The organism is Herbiconiux sp. (genome assembly GCF_023264855.1).
Taxonomy (GTDB): domain Bacteria; phylum Actinomycetota; class Actinomycetes; order Actinomycetales; family Microbacteriaceae; genus Herbiconiux.
This window is the reverse complement of sequence record NZ_JAHFUW010000015.1, coordinates 55,196-81,216: the sequence shown is the minus strand read 5'-3', so window position 1 is coordinate 81,216 and position 26,021 is coordinate 55,196. Positions and strand designations below refer to the sequence as shown.

24 protein-coding genes are annotated in these 26,021 nt (G+C 70.5%); 17 read left to right on the top strand and 7 right to left on the bottom strand.

The genetic code is table 11. The annotated features are described in order from the left end of the window. Nucleotides 1-107 precede the first annotated feature (107 nt). Entirely contained in the window at nucleotides 108-953 is an 846-nt protein-coding gene (locus tag Q0D75_RS08455) for an SDR family NAD(P)-dependent oxidoreductase (protein ID WP_291051767.1), read from the top strand. Here Q0D75_RS08455 and Q0D75_RS08450 read toward each other — a convergent pair. Continuing rightward, nucleotides 950-3,283 carry a transglycosylase domain-containing protein gene (locus tag Q0D75_RS08450; protein ID WP_291051764.1) on the bottom strand — a complete coding sequence of 778 codons (2,334 nt, stop codon included), beginning with the start codon at nucleotides 3,281-3,283 and terminating at the stop codon, nucleotides 950-952. The genes Q0D75_RS08455 and Q0D75_RS08450 overlap by 4 nt on opposite strands. A gap of 107 nt (nucleotides 3,284-3,390) precedes the next feature. On the opposite strand from Q0D75_RS08450, the gene Q0D75_RS08445 reads away from it, so the two are divergent. Beyond that, entirely contained in the window at nucleotides 3,391-3,915 is a 525-nt protein-coding gene (locus Q0D75_RS08445) for a DUF664 domain-containing protein (RefSeq protein ID WP_291051761.1), read from the top strand. A 17-nt stretch (nucleotides 3,916-3,932) separates the two neighbouring features. On the opposite strand, the gene Q0D75_RS08440 is transcribed toward Q0D75_RS08445, so the two are convergent. Together Q0D75_RS08440 and purF are read right to left on the bottom strand one after the other, a co-directional pair. Further along, nucleotides 3,933-4,412, bottom strand: a complete 480-nt coding sequence (locus Q0D75_RS08440) for an NUDIX domain-containing protein (protein WP_291051758.1) — start codon at nucleotides 4,410-4,412, stop codon at nucleotides 3,933-3,935. Nucleotides 4,413-4,429: 17 nt separating this feature from the next. Next, nucleotides 4,430-5,890, bottom strand: coding sequence for an amidophosphoribosyltransferase (gene purF, locus Q0D75_RS08435; protein WP_291051755.1), 1,461 nt, complete (start codon nucleotides 5,888-5,890; stop codon nucleotides 4,430-4,432). A gap of 114 nt (nucleotides 5,891-6,004) precedes the next feature. Between purF and Q0D75_RS08430 the strand changes: the two genes are divergently transcribed. The 7 genes from Q0D75_RS08430 (at nucleotide 6,005) to Q0D75_RS08400 (ending at nucleotide 12,951) form a co-directional block, all read left to right on the top strand. Beyond that, a complete protein-coding gene (locus Q0D75_RS08430) occupies nucleotides 6,005-6,343 on the top strand; it encodes an L-rhamnose mutarotase (protein WP_291051752.1) in 339 nt (112 codons plus the stop codon). Continuing rightward, nucleotides 6,340-7,452: an amidohydrolase family protein gene (locus Q0D75_RS08425; RefSeq protein ID WP_291051750.1), complete on the top strand. Its 1,113-nt coding sequence runs from the start codon at nucleotides 6,340-6,342 to the stop codon at nucleotides 7,450-7,452. The genes Q0D75_RS08430 and Q0D75_RS08425 overlap by 4 nt, the downstream gene beginning before the upstream one ends. Then, nucleotides 7,449-8,426, top strand: coding sequence for an aldo/keto reductase (locus Q0D75_RS08420; protein ID WP_291051748.1), 978 nt, complete (start codon nucleotides 7,449-7,451; stop codon nucleotides 8,424-8,426). Before Q0D75_RS08425 ends, Q0D75_RS08420 begins: the two co-directional genes overlap by 4 nt. Before the next feature lie 67 nt (nucleotides 8,427-8,493). Beyond that, nucleotides 8,494-9,630: a mandelate racemase/muconate lactonizing enzyme family protein gene (locus tag Q0D75_RS08415; RefSeq protein ID WP_291051744.1), complete on the top strand. Its 1,137-nt coding sequence runs from the start codon at nucleotides 8,494-8,496 to the stop codon at nucleotides 9,628-9,630. A gap of 43 nt (nucleotides 9,631-9,673) precedes the next feature. Then, on the top strand, nucleotides 9,674-10,525 hold the full coding sequence (locus Q0D75_RS08410; RefSeq protein WP_291051741.1) for a fumarylacetoacetate hydrolase family protein: 852 nt from the start codon (nucleotides 9,674-9,676) through the stop codon (nucleotides 10,523-10,525). Beyond that, the gene (locus Q0D75_RS08405; protein ID WP_291051738.1) at nucleotides 10,518-11,375 is read left to right on the top strand and encodes an SDR family oxidoreductase; all 858 of its coding nucleotides are present in this window, start codon (nucleotides 10,518-10,520) and stop codon (nucleotides 11,373-11,375) included. Before Q0D75_RS08410 ends, Q0D75_RS08405 begins: the two co-directional genes overlap by 8 nt. Before the next feature lie 286 nt (nucleotides 11,376-11,661). After that, entirely contained in the window at nucleotides 11,662-12,951 is a 1,290-nt protein-coding gene (locus Q0D75_RS08400; protein WP_291051736.1) for an HNH endonuclease signature motif containing protein, read from the top strand. 518 nt (nucleotides 12,952-13,469) lie between these two features. Here the strand turns inward: Q0D75_RS08400 and Q0D75_RS08395 are convergent. Continuing rightward, on the bottom strand, nucleotides 13,470-14,219 hold the full coding sequence (locus Q0D75_RS08395) for an FCD domain-containing protein (protein ID WP_291051733.1): 750 nt from the start codon (nucleotides 14,217-14,219) through the stop codon (nucleotides 13,470-13,472). Nucleotides 14,220-14,388: 169 nt separating this feature from the next. Here Q0D75_RS08395 and Q0D75_RS08390 point away from each other — a divergent pair, with 169 nt between their 5' ends. From Q0D75_RS08390 to Q0D75_RS08380, 3 genes are all read left to right on the top strand, one after another. Beyond that, on the top strand, nucleotides 14,389-15,744 hold the full coding sequence (locus Q0D75_RS08390; protein ID WP_291051730.1) for an extracellular solute-binding protein: 1,356 nt from the start codon (nucleotides 14,389-14,391) through the stop codon (nucleotides 15,742-15,744). A 259-nt stretch (nucleotides 15,745-16,003) separates the two neighbouring features. Continuing rightward, a complete protein-coding gene (locus Q0D75_RS08385; protein ID WP_291051727.1) occupies nucleotides 16,004-16,741 on the top strand; it encodes a sugar ABC transporter permease in 738 nt (245 codons plus the stop codon). Then, a complete protein-coding gene (locus Q0D75_RS08380; protein WP_291051724.1) occupies nucleotides 16,728-17,702 on the top strand; it encodes a carbohydrate ABC transporter permease in 975 nt (324 codons plus the stop codon). The genes Q0D75_RS08385 and Q0D75_RS08380 overlap by 14 nt, the downstream gene beginning before the upstream one ends. Nucleotides 17,703-17,745: 43 nt before the next feature. Here Q0D75_RS08380 and Q0D75_RS08375 read toward each other — a convergent pair whose 3' ends face one another. Then, complete coding sequence (locus Q0D75_RS08375; RefSeq protein ID WP_291051721.1) at nucleotides 17,746-18,384, bottom strand: isochorismatase family protein; 639 nt, start codon at nucleotides 18,382-18,384, stop codon at nucleotides 17,746-17,748. 67 nt (nucleotides 18,385-18,451) lie between these two features. Here Q0D75_RS08375 and Q0D75_RS08370 point away from each other — a divergent pair, with 67 nt between their 5' ends. Genes Q0D75_RS08370 through Q0D75_RS08350 form a run of 5 tightly spaced genes read left to right on the top strand, consistent with a single transcriptional unit; the run spans nucleotide 18,452 to nucleotide 24,930 of the window. Next, nucleotides 18,452-19,729: a biotin/lipoyl-binding protein gene (locus tag Q0D75_RS08370; protein ID WP_291051718.1), complete on the top strand. Its 1,278-nt coding sequence runs from the start codon at nucleotides 18,452-18,454 to the stop codon at nucleotides 19,727-19,729. Continuing rightward, a complete protein-coding gene (locus Q0D75_RS08365; RefSeq protein ID WP_291051715.1) occupies nucleotides 19,729-20,508 on the top strand; it encodes an ABC transporter ATP-binding protein in 780 nt (259 codons plus the stop codon). Before Q0D75_RS08370 ends, Q0D75_RS08365 begins: the two co-directional genes overlap by 1 nt. Then, nucleotides 20,505-21,737 (top strand): ABC transporter permease, encoded by a 1,233-nt coding sequence (locus Q0D75_RS08360; protein ID WP_291051712.1) that lies wholly within the window; start codon nucleotides 20,505-20,507, stop codon nucleotides 21,735-21,737. The genes Q0D75_RS08365 and Q0D75_RS08360 overlap by 4 nt, the downstream gene beginning before the upstream one ends. Nucleotides 21,738-21,782: 45 nt before the next feature. After that, nucleotides 21,783-22,733: a hypothetical protein gene (locus tag Q0D75_RS08355; protein ID WP_291051709.1), complete on the top strand. Its 951-nt coding sequence runs from the start codon at nucleotides 21,783-21,785 to the stop codon at nucleotides 22,731-22,733. A 1-nt stretch (nucleotide 22,734) separates the two neighbouring features. After that, on the top strand, nucleotides 22,735-24,930 hold the full coding sequence (locus Q0D75_RS08350) for an HlyD family efflux transporter periplasmic adaptor subunit (RefSeq protein WP_291051706.1): 2,196 nt from the start codon (nucleotides 22,735-22,737) through the stop codon (nucleotides 24,928-24,930). 24 nt (nucleotides 24,931-24,954) lie between these two features. Here Q0D75_RS08350 and Q0D75_RS08345 read toward each other — a convergent pair whose 3' ends face one another. Both Q0D75_RS08345 and Q0D75_RS08340 read right to left on the bottom strand, forming a co-directional pair. Next, on the bottom strand, nucleotides 24,955-25,467 hold the full coding sequence (locus Q0D75_RS08345) for a hypothetical protein (RefSeq protein ID WP_291051704.1): 513 nt from the start codon (nucleotides 25,465-25,467) through the stop codon (nucleotides 24,955-24,957). A gap of 2 nt (nucleotides 25,468-25,469) precedes the next feature. Beyond that, nucleotides 25,470-25,787, bottom strand: a complete 318-nt coding sequence (locus Q0D75_RS08340) for a hypothetical protein (RefSeq protein ID WP_291051701.1) — start codon at nucleotides 25,785-25,787, stop codon at nucleotides 25,470-25,472. Nucleotides 25,788-26,021 lie beyond the last annotated feature (234 nt).

Sequence of the window (26,021 nt, the reverse complement as noted above, 5' to 3'; positions counted from 1 at the left end):
CTCGTGCTGAGGTGGAGTCGGGCGTGAGCCGCGGGCAATGGGCAGTGCGAGCGGTAGGCAGTGTGAGCGCTAGGCACCGGCCAGGACGACGGAGGAGACGGAGACGGATGGACGTGCAGGGCAAGGTGGCCGTGATCACGGGCGGAGGCTCGGGCATCGGGCGGGCGATCGCGCTGCGGCTCGCCGCCCAGGGAGCGCGGGTGGCCGTGGCCGACATCGACCTGGGAGCGGCGCAGCGCGTGGCCGCCGAGGTGGGCGGCGCGGGGTTCGCCGTCGACGTGAGCGAGCTCGCGAGCGTGACGGCGCTCGCCGAAGCCGTGCGGGCACGGTACGGCGGAACCGACATCCTGGTCAACAACGCCGGGGTGGCCTCGACGGGCCGGCTGGAGAGCATGAACGATGCGGATTGGGCGTGGCTGCTCGGGGTGAACCTGATGGGCACGATCCACGGGGTCACGGCGTTCCTGCCCCAGCTCCGGGCGGCGGGAGGCGCCATCCTGAACACCGGCTCGATGGCCGGCCTCGCGCCGGATGCGGGCATGGGCGGGTACGGCACCACGAAGTTCGCGGTGACGGCCTACACCGAGGTGCTCGCCGACGAGCTCGCCGACGAGGGTATCGCGGTCACGCTGCTGGCGCCCGGGCCGGTGCGTACGGGTCTCGGTGCGAGTTCGCGCAACCGGCCGGAGGGCTCGGCGGGCGGGCTCGTCGACGTCGATCTCGCGGCGGGTGACGGCGGCGGGCTGCCGTGGCTGGAGGCCGAGGAGGTGGCCGTGATCGCGGTCGACGCGCTCGCCGAGGGCCGCCGGTACGCGATCACGCACCCCGACTGGAGCGACGTGGTCATCCGGCGGCATCGCGCGATCGAGCACGCCTTCGCCGAGGCCGAAGCCAAGGCCGAAGCGGCTGCCGCGGGGCCGGCCGACGGAGCGCGCGTGTCGGAGCGGGGCTAGCCGGTTCCCGCGCCGGCGCCGTTGCCGGTGGTGCCCCCGGCCGCCGGTGTCGTCGTGGGGGTCGGGACGACCGGGTCGGGAGCGGGCTGCACCGAGGGAACGGGAGCCGGGGCATCCGGAGTCGGGGTGGCCGTGGGGGTCGGCGTCGAATCCGAGTCGGAGTCGGAGGACCCCGAGGAGTTGTCGCCGTAGCGGGTGGACGAGCCGTTCACGAGCTCGCGGTCCGGGTCGGGGAAGTCGCCGCCGCCCAGCACGTCGTCGTTCTCGGTCATCACCGATTTCCAGATGCGGTGCCGCACGGTGCTGCCCGTCCAGTCGTTGGGCTCCACGTCGGTCATCGAGACGTTGCCGGTGACGTTGCCCACCCACACCGCGGTGGCGGCAGCGGTCGAGGCGCCCACCATCCAGGTGTCCTTCTCGTTGTCAGTGGTGCCGGTCTTGCCGATGTGCGTGATGTCGTCACCGGGGTCGGATGCGGTGGCGGTGCCGCTCTCGATCGGCCCGAGCATCGCATAGGCGAGCGTGGCGGCGATCGTCGGATCCAGTGCCTGCGTGCAGTTCGCGGCCGGCGGCGTGAGCTCGCTGCCATCCGGCGCCACGATGCGGTCGATGGCCACGGGCGCGCAGTACAGCCCGTTCGCGGCGATGCCCGCATAGGCGGCGGCCATGGTCAGCGGCGCGATCTCGTTGGTGCCGAGCACCGACGAGGGCTGCGTGTCGAGGTCGTCGCCGTCGGCCCGGTGCACCCCGAGCGACTCGGCGGTGTTCTTGATGTTGCAGAGGTCGAGCTGCTGCGCCATCGCCACGAAGGCGTTGTTGACCGAGTTCGTCAGCGCGCTCTGCACGCTCATCGTGCCGGGCCGCGAGCTGCCGTCGTTCGCCGGCTCCCACGAGCCGCCGAGCGTGGTGCACGAGTTCGGGAACGTCGACATGTCCCACGTCGTCTCGTTGCCGCTCACCCGGTCGGACAGGGTGTGCCCCTGCTTCAGCCACTCGGCCAGCGCGAACACCTTGTAGGTCGACCCCACCTGGAAGCCCGACGATCCGCCGTAGTCGATGTCGGTGTTGTAGTTGACGGCCGTGACACCCGGAGCCGACACCGAGGAGTCGTCGCTGAAGGTCGTGTTCTGCGCCATGGCGAGGATGCGACCGCTTCCGGGCTGCACGGTCACGATGGTGGAGCCGATCGCGATGTCCTCCATCGAGCCCGGGATGTACTCCTTCATCGTCTCGTCGGCGTTGGCCTGCAGCGTCGTGTCGAGGGTGGTGTAGATCTTGTAGCCGCCCTGCTTGAAGTTCGACCAGCGGGCATCCGCGGTGTCGCCGAACGTGGGGTCGTTCTTCACGATCCAGGTCACGTAGTCGCAGAAGTAGGCGGCCCCGGATGCGGCGGCCTGGCATCCGGTGGTCGGCTGCGTGATGTTCGGGGTGACCGGCGTGGCGATCGCCTCGTCGTACTGCGCCTGGGTGATCGACTTCTGCTTGAGCATCGAGGCCAGGATGTCCTCGTCGCGGCGCGCGGTGTTGTCGGCGATGTTCTCGGGCTCGTCGATCCGCAGCGCGTTCGGGGCGTTCACGGTGGCCGCCAGGCTCGCGGCCTGGGGCAGGGTGAGCTGGGCCGCGGTCACGCCGAAGTAGTACTCGGCGGCGGCCTCGATGCCGTAGACGGAGCCGCCGAAGTTGGCGATGTTGAGGTAGCCGAGCAGGATGTCCTCTTTCGAGTACTGCTTCTCCAGGGCGATGGCCAGCCGCATCTCGGTGATCTTGCGGTCGAGCGACTCGGTGGTGGCCTCGGCGTACGCCGCGTCGCGCTCGGCCTGCGTGGGCAGCTGGGTGGCCTGCTGCACCAGGATGTTGCGCACGTACTGCATCGTGATGGTGGAGGCGCCGCTGGAGACGCCGCCCGAGGCCACGTTGCCGAGGGCCGCCCGCAGGGTCGAGGCGATGTCGACGCCCGAGTGCTCGTAGAAGCGCGGGTCTTCGGTCGAGACGACGGCATCCTTCACCGACTGGGAGATGTCGTCCCAGCCCACCTCCTGGCGGTTCTGGTCGAAGACGGTGGCCAGCAGGGCCGTGGAACCGTCGGCGTTGGTGGCGTAGATCTCCGACTTCTGGGCCAGCGTCGAGGGCCGGATGGAGTCGGGCAGCGTGTCGAGCACGTCGACCGTGCGACTGGCGTAGACACCGGAGACGGCCATGGCGGGTACGGCCATGACGGTGACGAGGAGGGCGGCGACCACGCTGAGGGCGAGGATCATGCCGACGGGGCGTTTCGTGCCGTCGATCAGGCGCTGGAACCAGGCGACGAAGCGGTGGGGACTTTCGGGCATATGCGCCAGGGTAGGGCGTCAGTTTCGGAAGTGCCTGATAGGGCCTCGTGTTTTCGCTGATGGGATCGTGCCTGCCGGCACCGGCCCATCGGTTCTAGGGTGAGGTGATGACCACCAGCATCGATGTTCTCGAAGACGCCTTCACCCGCATCCGCGACACCGTGCGCCGTGCCGTCGGCGGGCTCACCGCCGAGCAGCTCTCGGCGCGGCTCGACCCCGAGGCGAACACGATCGCCTGGCTGGTGTGGCACCTCACCCGGGTGCAGGACGACCACGTGGCTGAGGTGGCCGGCGGCGAGCAGGTGTGGAACGCCGGCGGCTGGGAGCAGCGCTTCGGTCTGCCCTTCGCTCCGGATGCCACGGGGTACGGCCAGTCGCCGGCCGAGGTCGCGCAGGTGGCCGGCCCGGGTGTCACCGCCGAGTCGCTCGTGGGCTACCACGAGGCCGTCTATGCGGCGACGCTCGCCTACCTGCGCTCGCTTGGCGAGGGTCGCGCGGCGCTGTCGGAGGTCGTCGACGAGAACTGGGATCCGCCCGTGACCCTCGCCGTGCGCCTGGTCAGCGTCATCTCCGACGACCTCCAGCACGCCGGCCAGGCGGCCTTCATCCGCGGAGTCGTCGAGCGCGCCTGAGGAAGAAGCGAGAGGGCTCAGAACGCGAAGCGGGCCTCGGGGGTGCCGGCCAGGCACTGCTGCAGGCGGGCCGTCATCTCGGCCGACATCTCCGGCAGCGCGTCGAGTGCGAACCAGCGGGCCTCGGTGTTCTCGCCGTCGGCGGGGTAGGGCTCGCCCGAGACGTAGCGGAACAGGAACGCGATGTCGATGTACTGCGAGCGGTCGCCGTTGGGATAGACGATCTCGGGGATCGTGTGCACCCAGGTCAGCCGCACCGGCTCGGCCACGATCGCGGCCTCTTCGAGCACCTCACGCGCGGCGGCGACGGCGGGCTCCTCGCCCGGGTCGATGATGCCGGTCACCGGAGTCCAGGCGCCGTTGTCGGCGCGGCGCACGAGCAGCACCTCGGAGCCGCCCGCCTCCTCGCGAACCACCACGGCGGTGATGCCGCTCAGCCAGAGCGGGGCGTGCCCGATCTTCTCGCGCAGAGCCAGAACGAAGTCGGGAGTCGCCATGCCCCGAGCCTATTGGGTCAGGAGAGCTGGTTCGCCTCGACCCAGGAGAGGTACTCCGGCGAGACCGTTCCGGTGACGTAGTCGCCCGTGAAGCAGCTCATCTCGAGGTCGTGCACGTCGGGCGAGCCCTGCGTGATCGCCGCGCGCATGTCTTCGACCTCCTGGTAGATCAGGTGGTCGGCCCCGATGGCCGCCGCGATCTCGGGGATCTTGCGGTCGTGCGCCACCAGCTCGTGCCGCGAGGGCATGTTGATGCCGTAGACGTGCGGGAACCGCACCGGGGGCGCCGCCGAGGCGAAGGTGACCTTGTTGGCGCCGGCCTGCCGGGCCATGTCCACGATCTCCTTCGAGGTCGTGCCGCGCACGATCGAGTCGTCGACGATCAGGATGTTCTTGCCCTTGAACTCGCTCGACATGGCGTTCAGCTTCTGCCGCACCGACTTCTTGCGGGCAGCCTGCCCGGGCATGATGAACGTGCGGCCGACGTAACGGTTCTTGTAGAAGCCCTCGCGGTATTCGACGCCGAGCTTCTGCGCCACCTGCATCGCTGCCGGCCGCGAGGAGTCGGGAATGGGCATGACCACGTCGATGTCACCCATCGGCGTGTACCGCGCCACCGTGTCGGCGAGGTAGTTGCCGAGTCGCAGCCGCGCCTCGTATACCGAGATGCCCGAGAGCACCGAGTCGGGACGGGCGAGATACACGTACTCGAACGAGCACGGCACCAGCCGGGCGTTCGGCGCGCACTGCTTGGTGATCATCTCGCCGTCGAGGGTGATGAACACGGCCTCGCCCGGAGCGACGTCGCGCACGATGTCGTAGCCGAGGCTCTCCATCACGAGCGACTCGGAGGCGACGACGTACTCCATCTGTCCGCTCTCCAGCAGGCGGCCACCGATGGTGAGGGGGCGGATTCCGAAGGGGTCGCGGAACGCGAGCAGCCCGTGCCCGGCGATCATCGCGATGGTGGCGTACGAGCCCTCGACGCGCTCGTGCACGCGCGAGACGGCGGTGAAGATCTGCTCGGGGTCGAGCGAGAGGCCGGTGATCTGCGACTGCAGCTCGTTGGCGAAGACGTTGAGCAGCACCTCGGTGTCGGAGCTCGTGTTGAGGTGCCGGCGGTCGATGTTGTACAGCTCGCCGGTGAGCTCCCGCGTGTTCGTGAGGTTTCCGTTGTGCACGAGGATGATGCCGTAGGGCGCGTTCACGTAGAACGGCTGCGCCTCCTGCTCCTGCGAGGCGTTGCCCTGCGTCGCGTAGCGCACGTGCCCGAGGCCCATGGTGCCGAGCAGCGATCGCATGTCGCGGGTGCGGAACGCCTCGCGCACCTGGCCCTTGGCCTTCACGATGTGGAAGATGTTGCCCTCGGCCGTGGCGATACCGGTCGAGTCCTGACCCCGGTGCTGAAGCAGCAGAAGGGAGTCGTAGACGAGTTGGTTGACGGGCTCAGACGAAACGATGCCCACGATGCCGCACATTGCATCGATTCTATCCTGTGCGCGACGACCTCAGGTCGGCGGACCTGACGGCAGCAAAGATCATATGTATTATCTAATTGACCTCAGGGGAATCGGATCGCGAAGGAGCACCGGGTGGGCAGCAGCATCGAGCGGCACGCGCTGGTCGTGGGCATCGAGCCGGCCAAACGCGAGGAGTACCTCGCGCTGCACGCGGCCGTCTGGCCCCAGGTCGAGGCCACGCTCACCGCGTGCAACGTGACCAACTACACGATCTTCGTGCGCGGCGATCTGCTCGTGGCGTACTACGAGTACGTGGGCGAGGATCACGACGCCGACATGGCGCGGATCGCGCTCGACCCGGTCACGCGCGAGTGGTGGACGCACACCGATCCGTGCCAGGTCGCGATCTTCCCCGACCTCCCGTCCGGCGAGCGCTGGGCGCCTCTGGCCGAGGTCTGGCACCTGCCGTGAGCGATTCGCAGGCGCCGGGCGACCCGCACGCGCCGGGTGGTGCGGATGCGCCGACGGCCGAGCACGTGGTCGGGCATCGTGCCGCGGTCGAACGCGCGATCATCGACGCGCACGCCCACGTCTGGAATCGCGCACGCACCCCGATCGACTGGATCGACGAGTCGCTCCCCGAGATCGACCGTGACTTCTCGGTGCCCGAGCTGGAGACGGTCGCTCAGGATGCCGCGACCGCGCTCGGGGCGCGCATCGACGGTTTCGTGCTCGTGCAGGCCCTCAACGACGCGGGCGAGACGGCCGACCTGCTCGCGGCGGCGCACGGCCCGGTGGTGGGCTGGCTCGATCTCGACGCCCCGGATGCGCCCGGTCGGCTGGACGTCCTGCGGGGGCAGCCCGGCGGCGAGCGGCTCGTGGGCATCCGTCATCTGGCGCACGTCGATCCCGACCCGGAGTGGCTGCTTCGCCCCACGGTGGCGCACGGGCTCGACGCGCTCGCCGCCGCCGGGCTGAGCTTCGACCTGGTGGTGCGTCCGTGGCAGCTCGCGACCGCGGCGCGGGTGGCCGACGCCCACCCCGAGCTGCAGTTCGTGCTCGACCACCTCGGGCAGCCGCCCGCGACCGCCGCTCCGGATGCCGCCACCTCCGCCGATCCCGCCACCTCCGCCGAGCCCGGCGATGCAGCCGAGGCCGGTCCGGCCCTCACGGCCATAGCCGGTTCTGCCGAGAACGGCGAAGCCGCCTTCGCCCGCTGGGCCGCCGACCTCGCCGAGCTCGCGCGTCGCCCGAACGTGGTGGCGAAGGTCTCCGGGGTCGCCGTGCGCGGCGGCCCCGCATCCGTCGCCCGGCTCGACCGCGTGGCCGGTGTGGCGCTCGAGGCCTTCGGCCCCGGCCGCCTGATGTTCGGCTCGGACTGGCCGCTCGTGCGCCTCGCCGACGACTACCGCCCGTGGCTCGCTCAGTACCTCGCGTGGTCGTCCGCGCTGTCTTCCCACGAGCGGCAGGCCATCGATGCTGATACCGCCCGATCGGCCTACACACCCACTCGGGTGCCCCGCGCGCTCGCTTCAGCGCCCGGCGCCGCCGCCGCATCCGCAGAAGGAACGCTCCGATGACCTCCTCGCTCCCCACCATCCCCACGCGCCCCCTCCGCGGCACCGCCCTGAGCGTCACCGAGCTCGGCTTCGGCGCCGCGAGCCTCGGCAACCTCTACCGCGAGACCTCCGACGCCGAGGCGCGCGAGGCCGTCGACCGCGCCTGGGCGCGCGGCATCCGGTACTTCGACACCGCGCCGCACTACGGGCTCGGTCTCTCCGAGCGCCGGCTCGGCGAGGCGCTCGCGGCCTACCCCCGCGACGAGTACGTGCTCTCGACCAAGGTGGGCCGCCTGCTCGTGCCGAACGAGCATCCGACGGGGCAGGATGCCGACTTCGTGGTTCCGGATGCGCTGCGCCGCGAGTGGGACTTCTCGCGCGACGGCATCCGGCGCTCGCTCGAGCAGAGCCTCGAGCGCCTCGGAACCGACCGCATCGACATCCTCTACGCCCACGACCCCGACCAGTTCGGCGAGCGCGCCGCCTGGGAGGCTTCGGAGACGCTCACCGAGCTGCGCGATGCGGGCGTGATCGGCGCTCGCGGTGTGGGCACGAACGACGCCGGCCAGTTGGCCGCGTTGTTCGCCGCCGACGCCATCGACGTGGCCATGCTCGCCGGCCGGTACACGCTGCTAGAGCAGGAGTCGGCGCAGCCGGCTCTGGATGCGGCGCTCGCGCACGGCAAGTCGATCGTGGCGGTGGCGGTCTTCAATTCCGGACTGCTCGCGACCGATCGACCCGCCCCCGATGCCCGCTACGACTACGGCCCGGTGCCGCCCGCGCTGCGTGAGCGCACCATCGCGCTCGCCGAGATCTGCGAGGTGCACGGGGCGACCCTGCCGCAGGCGGCCATCGCCTTCCCGCTGCAGCATCCGGCCGTCGTGAACGTCACGCTGGGCATGCGCTCGGGCGAGCAGGTCGACCGCAATGCCGACCTCTACGCGGCCGAGGTGCCCGATTCCCTCTGGCCGGCTCTCGGAAAGCAGAACGTATGATGTATGTTGTTTACCGGGCCGCACTGTCGCGACCGGAGACGCGCCTGGCGCGGAGGGAATCAACAGCATGAAGGTCACCGGCTTCACGAGCCTCAGCACCGTGCACGACTGGGGCCGCCCCGTGGGCGACGTGAACGGCGTCATCGCGGGAGGCGTCACCGAGGTCGGCGTGCTGCTGCTGCACACCGACGGCGGGCTCACCGGCGTGGGCCTCGGCGCCCACCCCGACATCGCGCGGGTGTTCCCGGCGATCGAGGGCGAGGATCCCCGCGCGGTCACCACCCTCTACGACCGGATGCTCGCGCACGTGTTCAAAGCCGGTCACGCCGGCACGTTCGGCACCATCGGCGCCATCGACATGGCGCTCTGGGATCTCAAGGCGAAGATGGCCGACGAGCCGCTCTGGCGCACCCTCGGCGCCCGCGACCGCTTCGTGCCCGGCTACGCCTCGGGCCTGGACATCGCGCTCGACGACGAGGCGCTGTTCTCCCTCTACCAGCGCTACGCCGACCACGGCTTCACCAGCGCCAAGCTCAAGGGCGGGCTGGATGCCGAGACCGACATCGCGCGACTGAAGGGCGTGGCCGACGTGCTGCGCCGCAACAGCCCCCGCCCGGCCCTGATGCTCGACGCCAACGAGGCCTGGAACCGCAAGCAGGCCGTGCGCTACGTCTCGGAGGTCGAGTCGCGTGTGCCGCTCACCTGGATCGAGGAGCCCGTGCGGCGCTGGGACGCCGAGGGGCACGCCGTCGTGGGACGTGCCGTGAAGGCATCCGTCGCCACCGGCGAGAACCTCGTGGGGCTCGAGCAGTACGGTCCGCTGCTCGCCGCGAACGCCGTCGACGTGGTGCAGGCCGGCATGATCTGGGGCATCACGCACTTCTTGCGAGTTTCAACCATCGCGCACGCCCGCGACCTGCCGGTGAGCCCCGTGGGCTACAACGGCAACCCGATCGCCCACGCGGCGGCCGCGGTGCCCAACCACCTCAGCACCGAGGTGCAGGATCTCGCCTTCCCGCACGGTCTCACCGTCGACCAGACGATCGCCGACGGCGGCATCGTGCTCGGCGATACGCCGGGCCTCGGCATCGCGGTCGACCTCGACGCGATCGCCGCGCTCGATGCGGGCGAAGGCTGGCGGGCGCCCGCCGGCCCGCACGTGCGCCCCGAGCGCGCCGGCCTCCGCCTCGTGCCCGGCCAGTGACCTCGCTTCTTCTCCTCTCCTCCTCGACCAGAAAGCACCTCGCATGAAGTTCCAGCGCCGTGGCCCCGTGGGCCAGGAGACCCCCGCCGTCTTGATCGACGGCACCGCCTACGACCTCACCTCGGTGACGGCCGACATCGACGGCGCCTTCCTCGCCGGCGACGGCCCCGCGCGGGCGCAGGCGGCGTTCGACTCCGGTGAGCTGACCGCGCTGGCCGACCAGGATGCCCGGCTCGGCGCCCCGGTCGCCCAGCCCACCAAGATCGTCTGCATCGGCCTCAACTACCGCGACCACGCCGACGAGACCGGCGCCGCGTACCCGCCCGAGCCCGTGATCTTCATGAAGGATCCCTCGACGCTGGGCGGAGCATCCGACTCCGTGCCGATTCCGCGGAACTCGACCAAGACCGACTGGGAGGTCGAGCTCGGCATCGTGATCGGCCGCACCGCGCGCTACCTCGACTCGGTCGAGGAGGCCGCCGGGCACATCGCCGGGTACGTGCTCTCGCACGACGTCTCCGAGCGCGAGTTCCAGCTCGAGCGCGGCGGGCAGTGGGACAAGGGCAAGAGCTGCGAGGGCTTCAACCCGCTCGGCCCGTGGCTCGCCACTGCCGACGAGTTCGCCGACCCGCAGTCGCTCGGCCTGCGCCTCTGGGTGAACGGCGTGGAGCGGCAGAACGGGTCGACCGCCAACCAGATCTTCGGCATCCAGCACGTGGTCTGGTACGTCAGCCAGTTCATGGTGCTGCGGCCCGGCGACATCATCAACACCGGCACCCCCGCCGGTGTGGCGATGGGCATCGAGGGCCAGCCCTACCTGCGCGTCGGCGACGTCGTGGAGCTCGAGATCGACGGCCTCGGCCGCGCCCGCCAGGAGTTCGTGAGCCATGTCTGAAGCTGCTGAGACCACCCCTGCGGGTGCGGGTGCGGGTGCGGGCGCCGGCGCCGTCGCTGGCGCCGCCACTGCCGGTTCCGCGGCCGCCCTTGCCGCCGGCGAGTTCGCCGGGCTGACCGCGATCGTCACGGGAGGGGCATCCGGAATCGGCCTCGCCACCTCGCTGCACCTGGCCGCCCGCGGAGCCCGCGTGGCCGTTCTCGACCTCAACGCGGACGGCCTGCCCGAGGGTCTCACCGGGTTCGCCGCCGATGTGACCTCACGCGAATCGGTGGATGCCGCCGTCGCGGCCGTGGCCGAGTGGGCGGGCGGCATCGACATCGTGGTGAACAACGCCGGCGTGAGTGCCATCGGCACCGTCGAGGCGAACGGCGACGACGACTGGCGCCGGGTGCTGGATATCAACGTGATCGGCGTCGCCCGCGTGAGCGCCGCCGCGCTGCCGTACCTGCGCAGCTCGGCGCACGCCGCGATCGTGAACACCTGCTCGGTGTCGGCGAGCAACGGCATCCCCGAGCGCGCGCTCTACAGCGCCTCAAAGGGCGCCGTGTTGGCGCTCACCTACGGCATGGCCGTCGACCACGTGCGCGAGGGTGTGCGGGTGAACTGCGTGCGCCCCGGCACCGTCGACACCCCGTTCGTGTCGAACTACCTCAAGAAGTACGACGACCCCGTGGCCGAGCGCGCGGCTCTGGATGCCCGCCAGCCGACGGGCCGAATGGTCACCCCCGAAGAGGTCGCGTACGCGATCGCCACCCTCGCCAGCCCGCTGGCCTCCGCGACGACGGGCACCGCCCTCGACGTCGACGGCGGCCTCACGACCCTGCGCATCCGCCCCCTCGCGACCTGACCGGATGCCCCGGCGAATTGGGGGCCGTGCCAGGTGAGTGGAGGCGTCACCGGCGTTGTTGCGGTGATGGGGCGGGCCTGGCCGGATGGGCGGTGTTGGTGGATTCTTCGGTCGATCGTGCGCCCACTTGCCACAAATTATTCGAGCTTTCATCAGGTCTTTCTGATAGAATCTCAGTATGCAAATAGCCGCTCGATTCCAGGGGATCACCGCCGATCTCCGTGGTGACGAGGGTGAAATCAAGGCCGTGTTGTCGGGGCTGCAAGACGAGGATCTGCTCGAGGCCATGGCCTCGATCGAGGCCGCCGGGCGTGCGCTCTCCGCCTGGCAGGTTCGGGTTGCTGGTGAGGTCGGGGTGCGGTCGCGGAGCGAGCTGGGTGATGAGGGCTTGAGCAGGTCGCAGAACTTCACCAGCCCCGTCAAGCTCGTCTCCACCGTCACCGGAACCTCGGCCCGGGAGAGCAAGACCCGACTCAGCCTTGGACGGCGCTTGCGTGGTGCGGTGCTTCTGGGTGGTGGTGAGGGGCCGACCCCGTTCCCGGCCGTCGGTCAGGCTCTGGATGAGGGTGTCCTCGGAGTCGAGACGGCGTCGATCATCGTGACCCGGTGCGCCGAGCTGTCGGAGCGTGGATGCGCCCCCGATGTTGTGGCCAGTGCCGAGCAGACCCTCGTCGACGAGACCCTCACGAAGCGCCTCACTGCCGATCAGGCCTCCCGGCTCGCCACCCACCTGCGCGAGGTCATCGACCCCGACGGTGCGGAGCCTCGGGATGAGCGACTCCAGCAGCAGCGCTCCCTCACCATCGGCCAGGCCAGCGACGGGATGATCCGCGGCCGGTTCGCCCTCACACCCGAACAGGGCGCGGTGTGGCTGGCGAGCATCCAGGCCATGCAAAGCCCCCGCATCTCAGGTTCACCGGGCGGCGGCCCGCGGTTCGTCAGTGAGGACGAATTCGTCACGCAAACCATCACCGCTGACATCCGCACGCAGGTGCAGAAGAACGCCGACACCGTCACCGAACTCATCGCCCGCGCCGCCGGCGCTCCCGATATGCCCCGCCTCAACGGGGCCACCACCACGGTCAACGTCCACATCCTGGTCGATAACCTCGAGACAGGGCGCGGCGTCGGGTGGATTGACGGCATCGACGAGCCCATTCCCGCTTCCACCATCGCCCAACTGCGCTGCACTTCTCCGGTCGCCGCGACCCTGTTCAACGACCGGGGCGCGGTGCTCTACCACGGCAAGACAGAACGGCTCTTCACTCCGGCCCAGAACCGGGCACTCGCAGCGCGAGACGGCGGATGCGTCTGGCCCGACTGCGACCGACCACCGTCGTTTTGCGAAACACACCATGCCGATGAGTGGGTTTCGGCCGATCATCCACCGGGTCGTACCGATATCGACAACGGTGTCCTGCTCTGCCATTTCCATCACTCGCACCTGCACAAGTCAGCCTGGAAACTGACCATGCGCACGGGTGTGCCCCACCTCATCCCACCCCGCTGGATCGATATCGAGCAGACGCCGATCCCGACCACCCGCCGACGCACCACTCACCGCCCAGCCGCCTGACCACGCCCACCTGCCTCCGCGAACCGGGCACGGTCATCGAGGGCAAGCGCGAAGCGCGCGGCAGTTACCTGCAAAGCCGAGCATCCGGGTACCGAACCGTACGAGACTGCCGCGCGCTTCGCGCTTGCCAACGATGATCATGGCTGGGTCGGCAGGTCGCGCATTGCACCCGGGGTCGTCGAAGGTCGCCCATGACGGTCCCGGCCGGATGCGGACGCGGCCCAATCGGGTCCGCGGCCGGGCATCGTCGCGGTGATTTCAGAGCCTTCCGACTAGATCAGCCCCAGCTCCGGCATGTGCCGGCGATCGGCCGCGCGCGTTCGATGGTGTCGACTCTAGGGCGCGCAATGTCGTCGAACGGAACTTCGCCGTCTTCATGAGACGGCGGGCGATCGTGAACCCCTAGGCCAAACTCGCCCTCTCTTGCCGGCGAGGCGCAGTTCTCCGAGGCATCACCGTCGTTACCCCGAGCAGCATGAGACACGTCCTAGCGGGCGGGGTGGTCGGCGGCAGCGATGTCAGCGGGGGAGGCGGCGGCGTTCCCAGGCGAGCGCGATGTGCTCGCGCATCGTGGCGGCGGCGGTGTCGGCGTCGCCGGCCACCACTGCGTCGAGCACCTGCTGGTGCTCGACCAGCGTCAGCGCGAGCCCCTCGGGCCCCGGCTCGCCGTGGAAGCGCGCGTATTCGCTGGCGCGCTGCACCAGGGTGTGTGCGATCGACTCCGCCAGCCGGCTGCCCGAGGTCTTCATGATCACGTCGTGGAAGCGCCGGTCCAGCTCCTGGAAGGCATCCAGGTCGCCGATCGCATCCCGCTGCACCTGCAGCGCCGTCGTCAGCGCCTCGATGTCGGCGTCCGTGCGCACCCGGGCCGCTTCCGCCGTCATCGACGACTCGAGGTCGCCGCGCACCTGCGCCAGCTCGTCCAGGATGCCCAGGGTCTCGTCGTTCTCGATCATCGTCGAGATCACCACGCGGTCGAGCAGGTTCCATTCCGAGGGCGGCGTCACCACGGTGCCGCGCCCCTGGGCCACGGTCACCATGCCCTTCTCCTCGAGTCGCTTGACCGATTCGCGGATGACCGTGCGGCTCACCCCGAACGAGCTCACCAGATCCCCCTCGGGCGGCAGCGGCTCGCCCGGCTTCACCGCACCGGTCACCACGGCGGTCACCAGATCGTGCACCACGGCCACGCCCAGTCGCGCCGCGGGGGCGCGTTTCTCGCCGCTGACCAGGATTCCGGATGCCACAGGGCTGCTCGCCAGACTCATGACGGTCAGTGTAGACGGATACGTATGATCACTGCGGTCCATCCCGCGGAAATGCAAGGATGGAAGGAGTGGCAGCGCTAACTATGGCTCATACGTAAGATGTATGATCTAATGGAGTCACGCCGCACTGCGGCAAATCGTCAACGATGCCGACACGAAGGAACCGCCCATGGCTGCACAGCACCGCCGCCCACTCGCCCGAATCCTCGCGACCGCCACAGCGGCCGTCGCCATCGGAGCCCTCGCCGGGTGCGCCGGCGGCAGCGGCGAGGTGAACAGCGACTACGGATTCGCCACGGCCGAGCAGACGGCCGACAGCACCATCACCGTCTGGGTCGACGCGGCCCGCGAGCCGATCGCGAAGGCCTTCGAAGAGGCCAACCCCGACGTGCCGATCAGCATCGAGACCTACGACGGCAACGCCGGCGGATCCGGCTCGTTCCAGACCAAGGTCGCACTGTTCGACCAGTCGGGCGAAGGCTGGCCCGACGTCGTGTTCTCCACGCAGACCAACGACGCATCCTGGGCCGCGAAAGAGACCAACGGCGTGCAGGCCTTCGCCGCACCGCTGAACAAGGGATACTTCAGCGACGACTTCCTGAACGGCTTCACGGATGGCGCGAACGACCCGATGACGGTCGACGGCACGGTCTACGGCCTGCGCAACGACCTCGCGCCGGTGGTGCTCTGGTACAACAAGCCGCTGCTGGACCAGTTCGGCTACGACATCCCCACCACCTGGGAGGAGTACGAGGCCCTCGGCGTCAAGCTCGCCGCCGAGCACCCCGGCTACATCCTCGGTTCGATCGGCGACAGCTTCGTGGGCACCTACGTCTACTACTGGGGAGCCCAGGCGCCGATCTTCCAGCTCGACGGCAACGACTTCTCCTCCGACTTCGAGGACGACCACTCGGTCGCCATGACCGACATGCTCGACTCCATGTCGGCGAACGGCACCCTCGTGCAGGACAGCGTGTTCAGCGCCCCCTTCGTCGAGAACTACTCCGACAAGATCGTCGCGATGCCGGGCCCGGCATGGTACGCCGGCGCGCTGTTCCAGAACCCCGACAGCATCAACGCCACCGCCGGCGAGTTCGGTGCGGCCGACCCCCTGTACTGGGAGGGTGAAGACAAGGTGACCGGCAACGTCGGCGGCGGCGTCTGGTACGCCTCCAGCCACTCGAAGAACCTCGCCGCGGTCGAGACCTTCCTCGAGTTCGCCACCTCCTCCGATGAGTCGGCGGCCCTCAACTCCGGTCTCCCGGCCTACGACTCGGCGGCCTCGACCTGGCTCGACGCCCAGGCGGAGAGTAACTTCTTCGCCGGTGACTTCAAGTCGGCGGTCTCCACCGCAGCGGCCAGCGTGTGGGGCGGATGGGGCTTCCCGAGCTTCAGCCCGGAAACCGCCTACGCGGCGGTGGTCGTGCCGGCCCTCGCCGAGGGCAAGACCATCGCGGACGTCGTGCCCGACTGGCACGAGCAGATCCTGAACGAAGCCCAGGTCCAGGGCTACACCGTCAAGTAACAGCTCCCTGCGAGGAGCTGCACCGTCGAGTAGACAGGCACTGATCATCACAACCACGGCTCAGACCACGGCTCCTGCCGTCGCCCCTCTGGAGACAGAGGCGCGGCGGCGGGGCCGCCTCCGTCGGCGCAAGCCCGATGCCAGCCAGACCCGCATCGGCTACGTCTTCTCCAGCGGCTACGCCATCCTGCTGGTCGCGTTCGGCATCATCCCGGCCCTGTACGCGGTCTTCCTGGCCTTCACCAAGAACGGCGCCTTCGTGGGCGTCGACAACTTCGTGAAGGTGTTCGCCGACTACCGCTTCTGGCCCGCCGTGCAGCACGTGGCGCTGTTCGTGGTGATCTGGCTGATCTCGCTCACCATCCTGGTGGTGCTGCTGGCGCTGCTGGTGCACGCCATCCGGGTGCGCTGGCTGTCGTCGGCGTCGCGCTTCCTGTTCTACATCCCGGGAGCGCTCGCGGGGGCCTCGAGCGTCATGCTCTGGCTGTTCCTGCTCGACCCCGCGGTCAGCCCCGTGTCGGGCATCCTGAACGCCTTCGGTCTCGAGACCTTCGTGCAGACGGTGTCGCTGGACAACCTGCCGGTCATCTTCACCCTGATCGCCTTCTGGGCGGGGGCCGGTGGCTGGATCATCATCATGTACGGCGCGCTGAACAACATCCCGGTCGAGGTGATGGAGGCGGCCCGGATCGACGGCGCCGGCCCCGTGAAGACGGCCTGGCACATCCAGATCCCGCTGATGCGCAAGTGGATCTCGTACATGGCCGTGATGTCGCTCGCCGCCGGAACCCAGCTGTTCGTCGAGCCGCGCGTGCTCTCGCAGGCGTCGAAGGGCGTCGTGCCGCCGGATTACTCGCTGAACCAGCTGGCCTATCTCTTCGCCTTCCGCCAGAACGACTTCAACGGATCCGCAGCCATCTCACTGCTGCTGCTCGTGGTCGCCGCCGGGCTCTCGGCCCTGTTCGTCTTCCGAGGAGGACTCTTTGAGCGCGACTGATCTCTCCACCCGACCTTCGTCGCTGGATGCGGCGCCCGGCCGGGGCGACCGCGACCGGGGTCGCTCCCCGCGGCCCTCCTCGCCGCGCCGGCCCGGTCCCGCCCGCTGGATCGGCCGCGTGCTCGGCTGGAGCGTCATCGGCGTCTTCCTGTTGTTCTTCGTGATCCCGATCGTCTGGCTGCTGCTGGCGCCCACCAAGACCGCCCGGCAGCTGCTGCTCGACGGCCCGTTCACCTTCGGCGCCTTCGACACGCTGGCCAGCAACTGGGGCGAGCTGATGGCGTTCCAAGACGGCATCGTGTGGGTGTGGCTCGGCAACGCCACCCTCTACACGGGCGTCGCGCTGATCATCACGCTGGTGGTGAGCATCCCGGCCGGCTACGCGCTGGCGATGGTGGAGTTCCGGTTCCGCCGGGCGCTGCTGGTCACCACGCTGATCGTGATGCTCATCCCGAACACCGCGCTGGTGCTGCCGATCTTCCTCGAGCTGAGCTCGCTGAAGCTGGTGGGAACCCCGCTGTCGGTCATCCTGCCGTTCTCGTTCTTCCCGTTCGGGGTGTACCTCACCTACATCTACTTCTCGACGGCGGTCTCGCGCGACCTGCTGAACGCGGCGCGGATCGACGGCGCAGGGGAGTTCCGGGTGTTCGCGCAGGTGGCGATGCCGCTGGCCACACCGGTGATCGCGCTGGTGGGCTTCTTCAGCCTCGTGGGCAACTGGAACAACTACTTCCTGCCGTTCGTGATGGTACCCGGGCGCAAGTCGCCCATCCAGGTGGGCCTCGCGGAGCTGCTGTCGAACGTGCCGCTGTTCAACCCCACCACGGCGGGGTCGGTCACCATCTCGCTGCCCGTGCTGGCGCTGGCGACCCTGCTCTCGGTGGCGCCGGTGCTGATCATCTTCCTGTTCTCGCAGCGCTTCCTCGTGAGCGGGCTCACGGCGGGCGGCACGAAGGAGTAGTGCCCGGATGGGCTGCGCTGCCGGCGCGGCCCACCCGCTGCCCTCACGACGCGCGGTTGCGTTCGGCACCCGCGGCGGCCGAGCTGCCGAGGTCGCTCCCGGCCACGGCCGTCCCGGCCTCGACGGCGGCGACCCAGCCGGAGGTGTCGATCACGGCGGCCCAGTTGGAGTTCAGCAGCGCCATCAGCGTCTCGTGCACGGTGCGGGCATCGGCGGATCCCGCGTCGTTGGTGAGGTGGATCGCCCCCGTCGCATCCGACAGCACCTCGATCGCGAAGCCGGCGTACTCGGCCTCGACGGCCGAGGCGAGCACGCAGTTGTTCGTCATGTAGCCGACCAGGGTGACGGTGTCGACCTCGCGCTCGCGCAACCACTCGGCGAGGTCGGTGCCGGCGAACACGGAGCCGTACGACTTCGTGAGGTGCTTCCAGTCGGCGGATGCGCGGCCGGCGATCTCGGGGTGCAGCTCGAACTCGGGGGAGTCGGGGTCGAAGACCGGTGCACCACTGCCGCTGGAGTGCTGCACGGCGACGACGGGGATGCCCGCCGCCGCGGCGGCATCCACGGCCTGCACGATCTTCGGCAGCGATTCCGTGTGCGGCGGGTACTGGATCTCGAGCAGGCCGTCGAAGTACTGCTGCTGCACGTCGATGATCACGAGAGCGCGGCGGGGTGTCGTCATGGCATTCATAGTCGCATCATAGGTTCGCGCCAAGGTCTTGATAAGCCCCGTCCCTAGCGTCGGGGGCGTGAAGATCGCCAAGAGAATCAAACGGATGCGCCCGCGCACCTGGGTCATCGCCGGCGCGGCCGCCGTCGTCATCGTCGGGGGCGGGGTGACCTGGGCGGTGCTCGGCACCTCCTCGGCGTCGGCTTCGGCCGAAGCGCAGCGGGCGAGCACCTCGCAGAGCGTGGCCGCGAGCCTGGAGACGCTCGAGAAGACCGTCGACACGAGCGGCACCCTCACGCCGACGGTGCAGGAGGACGTCGACTTCGCGGTCGCCGGAACCGTCACGGCCGTGAACGTGCAGGCGGGTCAGACGGTCGCCGCGGGCGACGTGCTGGCTGCCGTCGACACCCTCACCGTGCAGGCCGAGGCGCTCTCGGCGCAGGCCACGCTGGCCAAGGCGGCGGCGACACTCGCCTCGGCCGAGGCCGACGACGACGGCACCGACGAATCGGCCGCCACCATCGCCGCCGATGCGGCCGCGGTGGCCGTGGCCCAGGCCGCCTCCGACAAAGCCACCGCCGCGATCGCCGATGCCACCCTGGTGGCGCCGGTCGCAGGCCTGGTGACGGCCGTGAACCTCGAGGTGGGCGACACGACGAGCGGATCGGCCTCCAGCTCGAGCGGCTCGGGTTCGACCGCATCCGGAACCGGCGCGACCGGCACGGGCACCGGCTCCACCAGCACCGCCTCCACGGCGGCCTTCACCATCGTCAGCACCGACTCGTGGGAGGTCAGCCTCTCGGTCGGCGAGACCGACGTCGCGAACGTGGCTGCCGGCGACCAGGTCGAGCTGTCGACCGATGACGGCGACTCCATCTTCGGCACCGTCAGCGAGGTAGGCCTGCTGCCCTCCACCACGTCGGGCGCCGCCGCGTACCCCGTCACGGTCGCCGTGACCGGCAGCCCCGAGGGCTTGTACGACGGCACCTCGGTGACCGCCTCCATCGTCTACGAGCGCCGCACCGACGTGCTCACCGTGCCGAGCGCGGCCGTGACCACGGATGCCGACGGCGCCTCGACCGTGACCCTGGTCGACGCCGACGGGAACGAGACCACCACCACGGTGACGGTCGGCGAGACCGTCGGAACCCTGACCGAGATCACCGAGGGCCTCGCCGAGGGCGACCTCGTGAAGGTCACCGTGTTCACTCCGGGCAGCGGCAATTCCGGCACCGGCGGCACCGGAACGTTCCCGGGCGGCGGCACGGGCACCCTGCCCGAGGGCTTCGACCCGAGCCAGCTCCCCAGCGGCTTCGGCGGCGGGCAGGCCCCCACCGGCCAGACGGGCGGCAACTGATGAGCGCCCTCGCACCGACCGTGCAGCCGCATATGCCCGAAGGGGAATACGGCGAGCCGGTCATCCAGCTCACCGCCGCCCGCAAGGTCTACCGCAGCGGCACGATCGAGTTCGAGGCACTCCGCGGCGTCGACCTCGAGATCCGTCAGGGCGAATACGTGGCGATCATGGGGCCGTCGGGGTCGGGCAAGTCGACGCTGATGAACATCCTGGGCTGCCTCGACACCCTCACCACCGGGCACTACCGGCTCGCAGGTCACGACGTCGACGATCTCGACGAGGCCGAGCTGGCCGAGATCCGCAACAAGGAGATCGGCTTCGTCTTCCAGCAGTTCAACCTGCTGCCCTCGCTCGAGGCCTGGCGCAACGTCGAGCTGCCGCTGATGTACGGCCGTGTGCCGTCCCACGAGCGACGGGCCCGCGCCGAGCGCGCCCTCGAGCGGGTGGGCCTCGGGTCGCGCCTGGCCAACAAGCCGGGCGAACTCTCCGGCGGCCAGCAGCAGCGCGTGGCCGTGGCCCGGGCGCTGGTGGCGGAGCCCACGATGATCCTGGCCGACGAGCCCACGGGGAACCTCGACTCGGTCTCCACGCGCGACGTGCTCGGCCTCTTCGACGAGCTGCACGAGCTCGGCCGCACGATCGTGCTGATCACGCACGAGCTGGAGGTCGCCCAACGCGCCCGGCGGATCGTCTGGGTGCGCGACGGGGTGATCGCCGATCCGGCCGAGACGGCCCGCGCGATCGGGCACGCCGGCCCGGGCGGAGGCGCGGCCGCATGAACTGGACCGAAACGCTCGGCACCAGCTGGGCGGCCGTGCGCTCGCACGGCCTGCGCTCGCTGCTGACCGTGCTGGGCATCCTGATCGGCATCGCCGCGGTCATCCTCACCGTGGGCCTCGGCCTCGGCACCCAGAAAGACGTGAGTTCGCAGATCAGCTCGCTCGGCAGCAACCTGCTGATCGTCTCGCCGGGCTCCAGCACCGACAGCTCGGGCGTGCGCGGCGGCTTCGGCACCAGCGCCACGCTGACGGCCGCGGATGCCACGGCGCTCGACTCCGACGTGAACGCGCCGGATGTCGCCGGCGTGGCCGCCGAGAAGAGCACCTCGCTCGCGCTCGAGGCCAACGACACCAACTGGACCACGACCGTCACCGGCACCACGCCCTCCTGGCTGGACGTGCGCTCCCGCGAGCTCGTCTCCGGCGAGTTCATCACCGACGACGACGAGGCCTCCTCGGCCGCCGTCACCGTGCTCGGCTCCGAGACCGCCACCGAGCTGTTCGGCACCACGAACGTGGTGGGCCAGACCGTCACCATCGACGACCGCAGCTTCGAGATCGTCGGCGTGCTGGCATCCGCCGGCTCCGACTCCTCCTCGAACCTCGACGACCTGGCGATCGTGCCGCTCTCGACGGCGGCGACCCAGCTGATCGGGGGAACCGACTCCGCCTCGGTGTCGACCATCTACGTGAAGGCGGCCTCCGACACCCAGCTGGCGGCGGCCTACCAGGAGGCGCAGACGGTGCTGCTGAACCTGCACTCGATCGGCTCGGCCGACGACGCCGACTTCACCATCAGCTCGCAGAACGCGCTGGTCGACACGGCCACCTCGATCTACCAGACGCTCACCGTGCTGCTCACCGGCATCGCCGCGCTGTCGCTGCTGGTGGGAGGCATCGGCGTGATGAACATCATGCTGGTGTCGGTCACCGAGCGCACCCGCGAGATCGGCCTGCGCAAAGCGCTCGGGGCGCCGCCGTGGGCCATCCGGCGGCAGTTCCTGGTGGAGGCGGCGATCCTCGGCCTCACCGGCGGCGTGCTCGGCGCGGTGCTCGGCTGCGGGGCGGCGCTGCTCCTCCCCGGCGTGATCGGCTCCTCCATCGTCATCGCGCCCGCCGCGGTCGCCCTCTCCATCGGCGTGGCCATCGCGATCGGCCTGGTGTTCGGGGTGTACCCGGCCACCCGGGCGGCACGGCTCGCCCCGATCGACGCACTGCGCAGCGAATAGCCGCAGCCCCTCCTCGACATCCCACCCGAACCAAGGAATGACACCATGACCCTCTCCCGCACCCTCCCCCTCCGCCTCGGCCTCGTGCTCGCCGCGGCCGGCGTGCTCACGCTGAGCGCCTGCTCCTCCAGCGCCTCGTCGGAGTCGGCCGGCTCGACCGCGGCGGCGACCAGCGCCCCCAGCCCGCAGCAGATGGGAGGCGGCGGCACCTCCGGCGAGATCGCGGCGATCTCGGGCACCACCCTGCAGGTGCAGGCCACCGACTCGCAGACCGCCGTGAGCTACAGCGACTCCACCACCATCACGCAGAGCGTGGCGGCGGCGCTGTCCGACGTCACCGCCGGCGTGTGCGTGACGTCGATCAGCGGCGGGTTCGGCGGCGGTTCCGGATCGGGCGACTCGTCGTCGTCCGACTCCACCGATGCCGCCTCCTCCGCCGCCACGAGCGTGGTGATCAGCACCGCGGTCGACGGAGCGTGCAGCACCGGCTTCGGCGGCGCAGGGGGTGGGCTGCCCGGCGGCGGCACCCCGCCGACCGACCTCCCCGACGGCGGCGCCATCCCGACGGATGCGCCCGACGGCGTGATGCCCTCCGGTGCGCCCGGCGACGGTGCGGCGGCCGGTGGCGCGGGCGGCTTCGGCGGCTTCGCGAGCGGCCTGGTGACGGCGGTCAGCGGCAGCACCATCACCGTGCAGACGACGGATGCCGACGGCGCCAGCGCCACCAGCGCCACCAGCGACATCACGGTCGACGACTCCACCACCTACACGAAGACGGTCTCGGCCGATTCCTCGGCCCTCGTGGTGGGCGCCTGCGTGACGGCCCTGGGCGAGTCCGACGACAGCGGAGCGGTCGCGGCCACCTCCCTCGCGGTCTCCGAGGCCGGCGACTCCGGATGCTCCACCGGCTTCGGCGGCGGCATGGGCGGCGGCCCCGGCACCGGCCAGCGTCCGGGCGCCGACAGCGGCACCGGCACCTCCACGAGCGGAAGCTGAGATGGCGAAGCGCACGAACGACGACGCCTCCGCGGCCGAGCCGACGGCTGCGGTCGTGGCCTCCACCTCCGACGGCGCGGTGGCCCCGGTGACGCCCGAGCCGCTCACCGCCAAGAAGCTCAAGGCCCGGCGGCGGCGCACCAAGCGCATCCTCGCGGGCGTCGTGGCCACGGCGGTGCTCTGCGCGGCCGGCACGGGAGCGGCCTTGGCCCTCTCGCAGGGCTCGGGCGGCTCCTACCGCACCACGGTCGCCGAGCTCGGCTCCGTCGACGAGACCCTCGCCCTCACCGGCACGCTCGCCTCGGCCACCCGCCGCGACACGGCATTCGCGGTGGGCGGAACGGTCGCGTCGGTCTCGGTCGCGCTCGGCGACACCGTCACCGCGGGTCAGCAGCTCGCGGCCCTCGACACCTCCGACCTGCAGGATGCCGTCGACACGGCCCAAGAGGCCGTCACCACCGCCGAGGAGCAGCTCGAGAGCGACCTCGACGCGCAGTCGTCCACGTCGAGCAGCTCGACCACGAGCACGGATGCGTCCGGCGCCACCGGCGCGACGGGATCCGCGCCCTCCGGCAGCGGTGCCACCGGGACCGACGGCGCCGCGGGCGGCACGGGATCGGGGGCGGCCGGCGGCACGGGTGCGGACTCCGGGAGCGGCTCCGGCACGGGCACGGGCACAGACCCGGGCACGGGAACCGGCTCCGGCTCCGGCACCCCCCTCGACACCACGGCGATCGACTCCGCGGTGGCCGCCGTGAAGTCGGCCCAGGAAGCCCTCCTCGCCCAGTACTCCACCGCGTCGGCGGCCGTCGCGGCCACCCAGGAGACCATCGCCACGTCCGACGCCACCTGCCAGCCCTTTCTGGAAGCCACCCTCGACGACCTGACCGGCGGATCGGGCGACCCCGCATCCGGAACCACTGACTCCGGCGCCACCGAGGCCGACCCGGCCGAAGCATCCGGAACCGACGCATCCGGAACCGACGCATCCGCGACCGACGACGGCGCCACCACCGACCCGAACGCGCAGCTGGACACCGTGAAGGCTCAGCTGGCGGCCTGCCAGAGCGCCATCACCGAGGTGCAGTCCGAGCAGTCCACCGCGAACGACGCGCAGAGCGCCGTGCTCGCGCTGATGGCGCAGCTCGACGAGGCCGTCACGGCCCTGCAGACCGCCGTCGCCGACGCGGTCGCCGCGTCCACCGGCTCTGACACCGGCGGCAGCTCCACCCCCACCCCCACGCCGGCCGCGACCCCCACCCCCACCGCCACTCCTGAGGCCTCCGCCGAGACCACCTCGACCCGCACCTCCTCCACGATCGTCCTCGCCGCGGCCGTCACGGCCACCGACAGCGGCACGGGAACCGGCGGCACGAGCACCGGCACCGGCGCGGCGGGCGTGGGCACGTCCGCCACCATCACGGCGGAGACGATCGTGGCCGACCAGGCCGAGATCGACCTCGCGACCGCCGAGCTCGCCATCGCCGAGCAGCAGCTGACGCTCGCCACGCTCACCAGCCCCATCGCGGGAACGGTCGCGGCGGTCTCGATCGCCGCGGGCGACACGGTCACCGCGGCCTCCACCACCGCCGTCATCACGATCATCGGCGACGACGGGTACGTCGTCTCGTCCACGGTGACCCTGGCGAACGTCGCGAAGCTCGCGGTCGGCCAGAGCACGGCGATCACCCTCGCTTCCACCGACACGCAGCTCACCGGTGTGGTCAGCTCGATCGGCATCCTCGACGTCTCGAGCGACTCGGCCACGCCGTCCTACGACGTCACGATCGCCGTCGACCCCACGGATGCGGCCGTCCTGAACGGCGCCTCGGCCCAGCTGGCCGTCTCGGTGGCCGCGCAGGACGCGGTGCTCACCGTGCCCACCTCGGCGGTGCACCGCGAGGGTTCGGCCTACACGGTCGACGTTCTGCAGAGCGGATCATCCGAGCCCGTCACGGTCGAGATCGGCGCCATGGGCTCGGAGCGCACCGAGATCACCTCCGGCCTCGCCGAGGGCGACGTGGTCGTGCTCGCCGACCTGAACTCCGACGTGCTCGACTCCGACACCGAGTCCTCCGACAGCACCGGCCTCACCGGCCTCGGCGGGTCCACCTCCACCACGACGGGTGGCACCGGTTTCCCCAGCTTCCCCAGCGGCGGCACCGGAACCACCTTCCAAGGCCCGCCCACCCAGTAGGGCGACCGCCCGCGCCCTCACAGGTCAGTTCAGCCGCTCCGGGTGGTGCGGGCGGCGGCGGATGTCGTGGAGTGCGACCGGGCGGGCGATCACGAAGGCGACGAGGTCGCCGGCGTGCACGTCGACGGGCAGGATGCACTGCAGGTCACCGTAGCGTCGGCACGGCCGCGCCACGAACAGGGCATCCTGCGCTCGTGAGGCCCGGCCGATCAACCGGAAGGTGCTCTCCAGCGGCTCGCAGCCGTCGAGCTCGGCGTCGACCCACAGGTCGTAGCCCTCGCCCTCGGGCGAGACGGTCACCGCCTCCACCGCGGTCACGACGATCGCGCAATGGCGTTCCCCGGCGGCCGCCGACCAGGAGTGCGCGGCCGATTCCGAGACGCGGGTGCAGGGGGTGCCGACGGCTCGGGCCAGGCCCGTCATCGATTCGCCGGCGATCGTCACGTCGTCGCGGGTGACCGCGGCGGCTCGGGGCCACAGCGCGAGATCCGGGTGCTCGATGTGATGGCGCCGGTACCAGTTCAGGGTGTGGATCATGCTCACGACGCAACCGCCGCGCGCAGCTGCCGGCAGCAGACCGACCCGGCACAGGGCACCGCCACGAGGTCGCCCACGGCGAGATCCTCGGGCAGCGTCACGGTCACGCCGCCGATCTCGAACGGGCGGATTCGCCTGGTCGACGCGCGCCCGATCATCCGCACCTCGTCGAGGTGTGCGGGGACCGCGCCGAGGTCGGCGTCCAGCGTCAGCGCACCGGAGCTCTCACGGGAGGTGACGCGGGCGACGACGACGGAGGCCTGCTCCCGGTCGGAGGGCCGGCCGTGGGTGCCCGGGATGACGGCGGCGGCGATGTGCACGCACGGGGGTCGCAGATCCCGACCAGGCGGAGCATCGAGACGCCGGAGACGACGACGTCGGTGGTGGTGGGGTGGGTCCACTCGGGCCACCGGTCGATGGCGAGGGGGTCGGGGATCGAGGCACGGAGGGTGGGGAGGATGCTGGTGAGAGTCACGAGAGAAGGTCTACGCCGCTCGCGAGGGCGATGGGCCACTCCTAACGGGATACGAGCGGCCACGCCCCGAATCCTGACG